Consider the following 6,298-nt stretch of genomic DNA (forward strand, 5'->3'; position numbering starts at 1 on the left):
TTGGATATTGAGCTGGAACGCTCGTAATTGATGAGAATAGAGGAATAACAGTCATGAAGTCTTTACTCGACCTGTTCAAGCAGTTCACGCCCGACGAGCATTTTGATGCCATCAAGATTGGCATGGCATCACCCGAAAAGATTCGTTCCTGGTCTTTTGGTGAGGTCAAAAAACCTGAAACCATCAACTATCGGACTTTCAAGCCCGAACGTGATGGCCTCTTCTGTGCCAAGATCTTTGGCCCCATCAAAGATTACGAATGTTTGTGCGGCAAGTACAAGCGCCTCAAGCACCGCGGCGTGATCTGCGAGAAGTGCGGCGTTGAAGTCACCCAGACCAAGGTGCGCCGCGAGCGCATGGGCCACATCGACCTGGCTGCACCCTGCGCCCACATCTGGTTCCTGAAGTCCCTGCCGAGCCGTCTGGGCCTGGTGCTGGACATGACCCTGCGCGATATCGAACGCGTGCTGTACTTTGAAGCTTACGTTGTCACCGACCCCGGCATGACCCCGCTGAAGAAATTCAGCATCATGTCCGAGGACGACTTTGATGCCAAGTTCAAAGAATACGGCGACGAATTCCAGGCCAAGATGGGTGCCGAGGGCGTCAAGGAATTGCTGCAAAACCTTGACATCGAAAGCGAAATCGAGAAGTTGCGCAACGACCCAAGCGGCTCTGAGCTCAAGATCAAGAAAAACACCAAACGCCTGAAGTTGCTGGAAGCCTTCAAGAAATCCGGTATCAAGCCTGAGTGGATGGTGCTCGATGTGTTGCCCGTGTTGCCACCGGACCTGCGTCCGCTGGTGCCGCTGGATGGTGGCCGTTTCGCCACCTCGGACTTGAACGACCTGTACCGCCGCGTCATCAACCGCAACAGTCGTCTGCGTCGCCTGCTGGAGTTAAAGGCCCCGGAAATCATCGCGCGCAATGAAAAGCGCATGCTGCAGGAAGCCGTGGACAGCCTGCTGGACAACGGCCGCCGTGGCAAGGCCATGACGGGGGCCAACAAGCGCGCCCTCAAGTCACTGGCTGACATGATCAAAGGCAAGAGTGGCCGCTTCCGTCAGAACCTGCTGGGCAAGCGTGTGGACTACTCGGGCCGTTCCGTGATCGTGGTGGGCCCGACCCTCAAACTGCACCAGTGTGGTCTGCCCAAACTGATGGCCCTGGAGCTGTTCAAGCCCTTCATCTTCGCCCGTCTCGAAGCCATGGGCATTGCCACCACCATCAAGGCCGCGAAGAAGGAAGTTGAATCCGGCACCCCGGTGGTGTGGGACATCCTGGAAGAGGTTATCAAAGAGCACCCCGTGATGCTGAACCGTGCGCCAACGCTGCACCGTCTGGGCATCCAGGCCTTTGAGCCGATCCTGATCGAAGGCAAAGCCATTCAACTGCACCCGCTCGTTTGCGCGGCCTTCAACGCCGACTTCGACGGTGACCAGATGGCTGTTCACGTGCCCCTGTCGGTGGAAGCCCAGATGGAAGCCCGCACCCTGATGCTGGCCTCCAACAACGTGCTGTTCCCCTCCAATGGCGAACCCTCCATCGTGCCGTCGCAGGACGTGGTGCTGGGTCTGTACTACACCACCCGTGACCGTATCAATGGTAAGGGCGAGGGGTTGATTTTTGCCGATGTGGCTGAAGTCCAGCGCGCCTTTGACGCGGGTGAGGTCGAAATGAGCGCACGCATCAACGTGCGCCTGACCGAGTACACCAAAAACAAGAAAACCGGTGAGCTGGTGCCGACCACCAAGCTGTGGGAGACCACGGCCGGGCGCGCCCTGTTGTCCGAAATCCTGCCCAAGGGTCTGCCGTTCGAGTTCATCAACAAGGCCTTGAAGAAAAAGGAAATTTCCCGGTTGATCAACGCCTCGTTCCGCAAGTGCGGGCTGAAGGAAACGGTGGTGTTTGCCGACAAGCTGCTGCAGTATGGTTTCCGGTTGGCTACCCGTGCCGGTATTTCGATCTCGATCGAAGACATGCTGGTGCCCACCGAGAAGCCCGGCATCATCGAGCGGGCGGAAAAAGAAGTCAAGGAAATTGCCCAGCAGTACACCTCGGGTCTGGTGACGGCCGGTGAGCGTTACAACAAGGTGGTGGACATCTGGGGCAAGGCCGGCGACGAAGTGTCCAAGGTGATGATGGGCCAGCTCTCCAAAGAGACGGTCATTGACCGCCATGGCAACCGGGTGCCGCAAGAGTCGTTCAACTCCATCTACATGATGGCCGACTCAGGTGCCCGTGGTTCTGCTGCTCAGATCCGTCAGGTGGCTGGTATGCGGGGTTTGATGGCCAAGCCCGACGGCTCCATCATCGAAACGCCCATCACCGCGAACTTCCGCGAAGGTCTGAACGTGTTGGAGTACTTCATCTCCACTCACGGTGCGCGTAAGGGTCTGGCCGACACCGCGTTGAAAACCGCCAACTCGGGTTACCTGACGCGTCGTCTGGTCGACGTGACACAGGATCTGGTCGTCACCGAACAGGACTGCGGCACCCACGCCGGCTACCTGATGCGCGCCATCGTTGAAGGCGGCGAGGTGATCGAATCCCTGCGTGACCGCATTCTGGGCCGCACGGCTGCAGACGACGTTCTGCATCCGGAAAACCAGTCGGTGCTGGCCCCAGCCGGCACCATGCTGGACGAAGACCTGATTGAAGAGCTGGAACTGGCCGGTGTGGATGAGGTCAAGGTGCGCACGGCGCTCACCTGTGAAACCCGCTTTGGCATTTGCGCCAAGTGTTATGGCCGGGACCTGGGCCGCGGCGGCTTGGTCAACGGTGGTGAAGCAGTGGGTGTGATCGCCGCTCAGTCGATTGGTGAGCCGGGTACCCAGCTCACCATGCGGACCTTCCACATCGGTGGTGCCGCGTCGCGTGCGGCCATTGCTTCCAGTGTCGAAGCCAAGTCCAACGGCAACATCGGCTTCAACGCCACGATGCGTTATGTGACCAATGGCAAGGGTGAACTGGTGGTCATTTCGCGCTCTGGCGAAATCATCATTCACGACGAGCATGGTCGTGAGCGCGAACGTCACAAGGTGCCTTACGGTGCCGTGCTGACGGTCAAGGCCGACCAGGCCATCAAGGCCGGTACCATCCTGGCCAACTGGGACCCGCTGACACGCCCCATCATCACCGAGTTTGCCGGGCAAGCCAAGTTCGAGAATGTCGAAGAAGGTCTGACCGTGGCCAAGCAGGTGGACGAAGTCACCGGCCTGTCGACCCTGGTGGTGATTGACCCGAAACGCCGTGGTTCTGCCAAGGTGGTTCGTCCCCAGGTGAAACTGGTGGACGCTTCAGGCAACGAAGTCAAGATTCCAGGCACCGACCACTCGGTGACCATCGGCTTTCCGGTCGGTGCGTTGGTTCAGGTGCGTGATGGTCAGGATGTGGGCCCAGGCGAAGTGCTGGCCCGCATCCCGGTGGAAGGTCAGAAGACCCGCGACATTACCGGTGGTCTGCCGCGGGTGGCCGAATTGTTCGAAGCACGCTCGCCCAAAGACAAGGGCGTGCTGGCCGAAATGACCGGCACGATCTCGTTCGGCAAGGAAACCAAAGGCAAGATTCGCCTGCAGATCACCGATCCGGATGGCAAGGTCTGGGAAGAGCTGGTGCCCAAGGAAAAGAATATCCTGGTGCACGAAGGTCAGATCGTCAACAAGGGCGAAACCGTGGTTGATGGCCCGGCCGATCCGCAGGATATCCTGCGCCTGCTGGGTGCTGAAGAACTGGCTCGTTACATCGTGGACGAGGTGCAGGACGTTTACCGCTTGCAAGGTGTGAAGATCAACGACAAGCACATTGAAGTGATTGTTCGCCAGATGCTGCGCCGTGTGGTGGTGGAGAGTGCCGGTGATTCGAACTACATCATCGGTGAACAAGTCGAGCGCTCGGAAATGCTCAACACCAACGACGCACTGCGCGCCGAAGGCAAGATCCCCGCCACTTACACCAACCTGCTGCTGGGGATCACCAAGGCATCGTTGTCCACCGACAGTTTTATCTCCGCGGCGTCCTTCCAGGAAACCACCCGCGTGTTGACCGAAGCCGCCATCATGGGCAAGCGCGACGAATTGCGTGGTCTGAAGGAAAACGTGATCGTCGGGCGTCTGATTCCTGCCGGTACCGGTCTGGCCTACCACGACGCACGCAAGGTTCGCGAAAGCATGGACGACGCTGAGCGCCGTGCCATTGCCGAGGCCGAAGCCGCTGAACTGGCCGGTGTCAGCGATGCCGAGCAAGGCGAGGACGCTGCCGCCGAGTAACTCGATAGCTATATAAAATATAGCGCCTCATGTCCTGTTTATGCGGGCATGAGGCGTTTTTTATGCTCAAGTTGTGATGAATGACGAACAACGGCCACCTTTGTGGCGTCAACTGCAGGCGGTCGCCCAGGTGCTTCAGGCTGTCCGCCGGGGACAATCCGGGACCGCGGCGCTGGATGCGGTGGCTCCCGCCAGCCGTCCGGGTGTGCAGGCGCTCAGCTTTGAGGTGCTGCGTTCCCTGGGGCGGGCTCAGGCCTTGCGCAAGTTGCTGGCGCCACGCACACCGCCGCCCATGGTGGACGCGTTGTTGTGTACAGCGTTGGCGTTGTTATGGCGCCCTGAAACTGCGCATTACGACACTTTCACGCTGGTGAACCAGGCGGTGGAGTGTGCCAAGAAAACCCCGGCCATCAAGCCCCAGGCGGCGTTTGTCAATGCCTGCCTGCGGCGGTTCCTGCGTGAGCGGGATGCCCTGTTGGCGCAAACAGACCGTGATCCGGTCGCGCGCTGGAATCACCCGGCCTGGTGGATTGAGCAGCTTCAGGCCGAATGGCCACAGCAATGGCAGGCCATTCTGGCGGCCGCGGACCAACAGGCGCCGATGGTGCTGCGTGTGAATGCCCGCCGTACGACCCAGGACCGGTATCTGCTGGCATTACGTGAGGCTGGCCTGGCCGCAACGCCCGTGGGGTCCTATGGTGTGATGCTGGCCGCTGCCTGTCCGGTGCAGCACTTGCCAGGTTTTGCCGACGGCTGGGTGTCGGTGCAGGACAGCGCGGCCCAACTGGTCGCACCGCTGTTGCTCGCAGGCCTGCCCAGTCGCCCTGGGCTGCGGGTGCTGGACGCCTGCGCCGCACCCGGGGGGAAAACCGCCCACGTGCTGGAGCTGGCCGATCTGGCTGTGACGGCGCTCGATGTGGATGCCGAGCGTTGCCAGCGCATCCACCAGACCCTGGGGCGCCTTGGACTCCAGGCCGAGGTCATGACCGCGGACGCGGCGCAAGTGGCATCCTGGTGGCAAGGTGAGCCTTTTGATGCCATTTTGCTGGATGCGCCGTGTTCGGCATCGGGCATCGTGCGCCGACACCCGGACATCCGCTGGTTACGCCGTCAGACGGACATCGCCCAATTGGCGGCCATCCAGTCCCGGCTGCTGGCACAGCTGTGGCCATTGCTCAAAGTGGGCGGGCGTCTGCTGTACTGCACCTGTTCGGTGTTTCGGGCCGAGGGGGAGCAACAGATCCAGGCGTTTCTTGCCAGCAACACCCAAGCGGCATTATTACCATCCCCCGGGCATTTGTTGGCTGGCATGAGTGCGCAAGGCGCGGTGGCGTCCGACAATCCGATCGGTGACCATGATGGCTTTTATTACGCTTTGCTCGAAAAAGTTGCTGCTTAGCCGCTGGCGTTGCTGGCTGGCGGCCATCACCATGGTGTTGGTGCAGGGGTGGACGTTCCCGGCGCTGGCCGCCGATGCGTCTGAGCCCGGTCGCCCGCCGGTGCTGAAACTCGATCGCACGGATGACGGCCTCTGGTTGTCGGCACAGTTCCGATTTGAGTTGCCGGTTGTTGTTGAAGACGCTTTGCTCAAGGGGATTCCAATCTATTTTGTGGCGCAGGCCGATTTGTTGCGTGAGCGCTGGTATTGGACCAACCGCAAGATCACGTCGGTCCAGCGCCGGATGCGTCTGATTTATCACCCCTTGACACAACGTTGGCGGCTCAATGTCGGAGCGGGGGACATGACCGAAGCCACCCAGGGCCTGACGCTGAACCTCAATTTCGAAACCCTGACGGATGCCATGGCGGCGGTGCGGCGCATTTCCAGGTGGAAGATCGCCGACGCGGCGGATATCGAACCTGGCGCTCAGCACATCGTCGAGTTCCGCTTTGCGCTCGACACCTCGCAACTGCCCAGGCCGCTGCAAATTGGTACCCTCGGCCAGTCAGACTGGCAGATTTCCGTGACGACTTCCCAGGTGCTGGGTGTGGAGCGCGGCAAGTGAGTGGTGACCGCGGAATGGTCGGTG

3 protein-coding genes are annotated in these 6,298 nt (G+C 60.3%); all 3 read left to right on the forward strand.

The window, feature by feature from the left end:
• Positions 1 to 53: 53 nt before the first annotated feature.
• The 3 genes from rpoC (at position 54) to PHF15_RS16365 (ending at position 6,274) form a co-directional block, all read left to right on the forward strand.
• Positions 54 to 4,268 carry a DNA-directed RNA polymerase subunit beta' gene (rpoC, locus tag PHF15_RS16355; protein WP_300122854.1) on the forward strand — a complete coding sequence of 1,405 codons (4,215 nt, stop codon included), beginning with the start codon at positions 54 to 56 and terminating at the stop codon, positions 4,266 to 4,268.
• A gap of 76 nt (positions 4,269 to 4,344) precedes the next feature.
• Complete coding sequence (rsmB, locus tag PHF15_RS16360) at positions 4,345 to 5,667, forward strand: 16S rRNA (cytosine(967)-C(5))-methyltransferase RsmB (protein WP_300122857.1); 1,323 nt, start codon at positions 4,345 to 4,347, stop codon at positions 5,665 to 5,667.
• Positions 5,624 to 6,274 carry a DUF4390 domain-containing protein gene (locus PHF15_RS16365; RefSeq protein WP_300122859.1) on the forward strand — a complete coding sequence of 217 codons (651 nt, stop codon included), beginning with the start codon at positions 5,624 to 5,626 and terminating at the stop codon, positions 6,272 to 6,274. Before rsmB ends, PHF15_RS16365 begins: the two co-directional genes overlap by 44 nt.
• Positions 6,275 to 6,298: the final 24 nt, after the last annotated feature.

Origin of the sequence: Rhodoferax sp. (assembly GCF_028689295.1) — a bacterium.
Taxonomy (GTDB): Bacteria; Pseudomonadota; Gammaproteobacteria; order Burkholderiales; family Burkholderiaceae_C; genus Rhodoferax.

Excerpts from the sequence above, each read along its gene's own strand:
- rpoC (WP_300122854.1), top strand. The coding sequence starts at position 54 with ATGAAGTCTTTACTCGACCTGTTCAAGCAGTTCACGCCCGACGAGCAT.
- rsmB (WP_300122857.1), top strand. The coding sequence starts at position 4,345 with ATGAATGACGAACAACGGCCACCTTTGTGGCGTCAACTGCAGGCGGTC.
- PHF15_RS16365 (WP_300122859.1), top strand. The coding sequence starts at position 5,624 with ATGATGGCTTTTATTACGCTTTGCTCGAAAAAGTTGCTGCTTAGCCGC.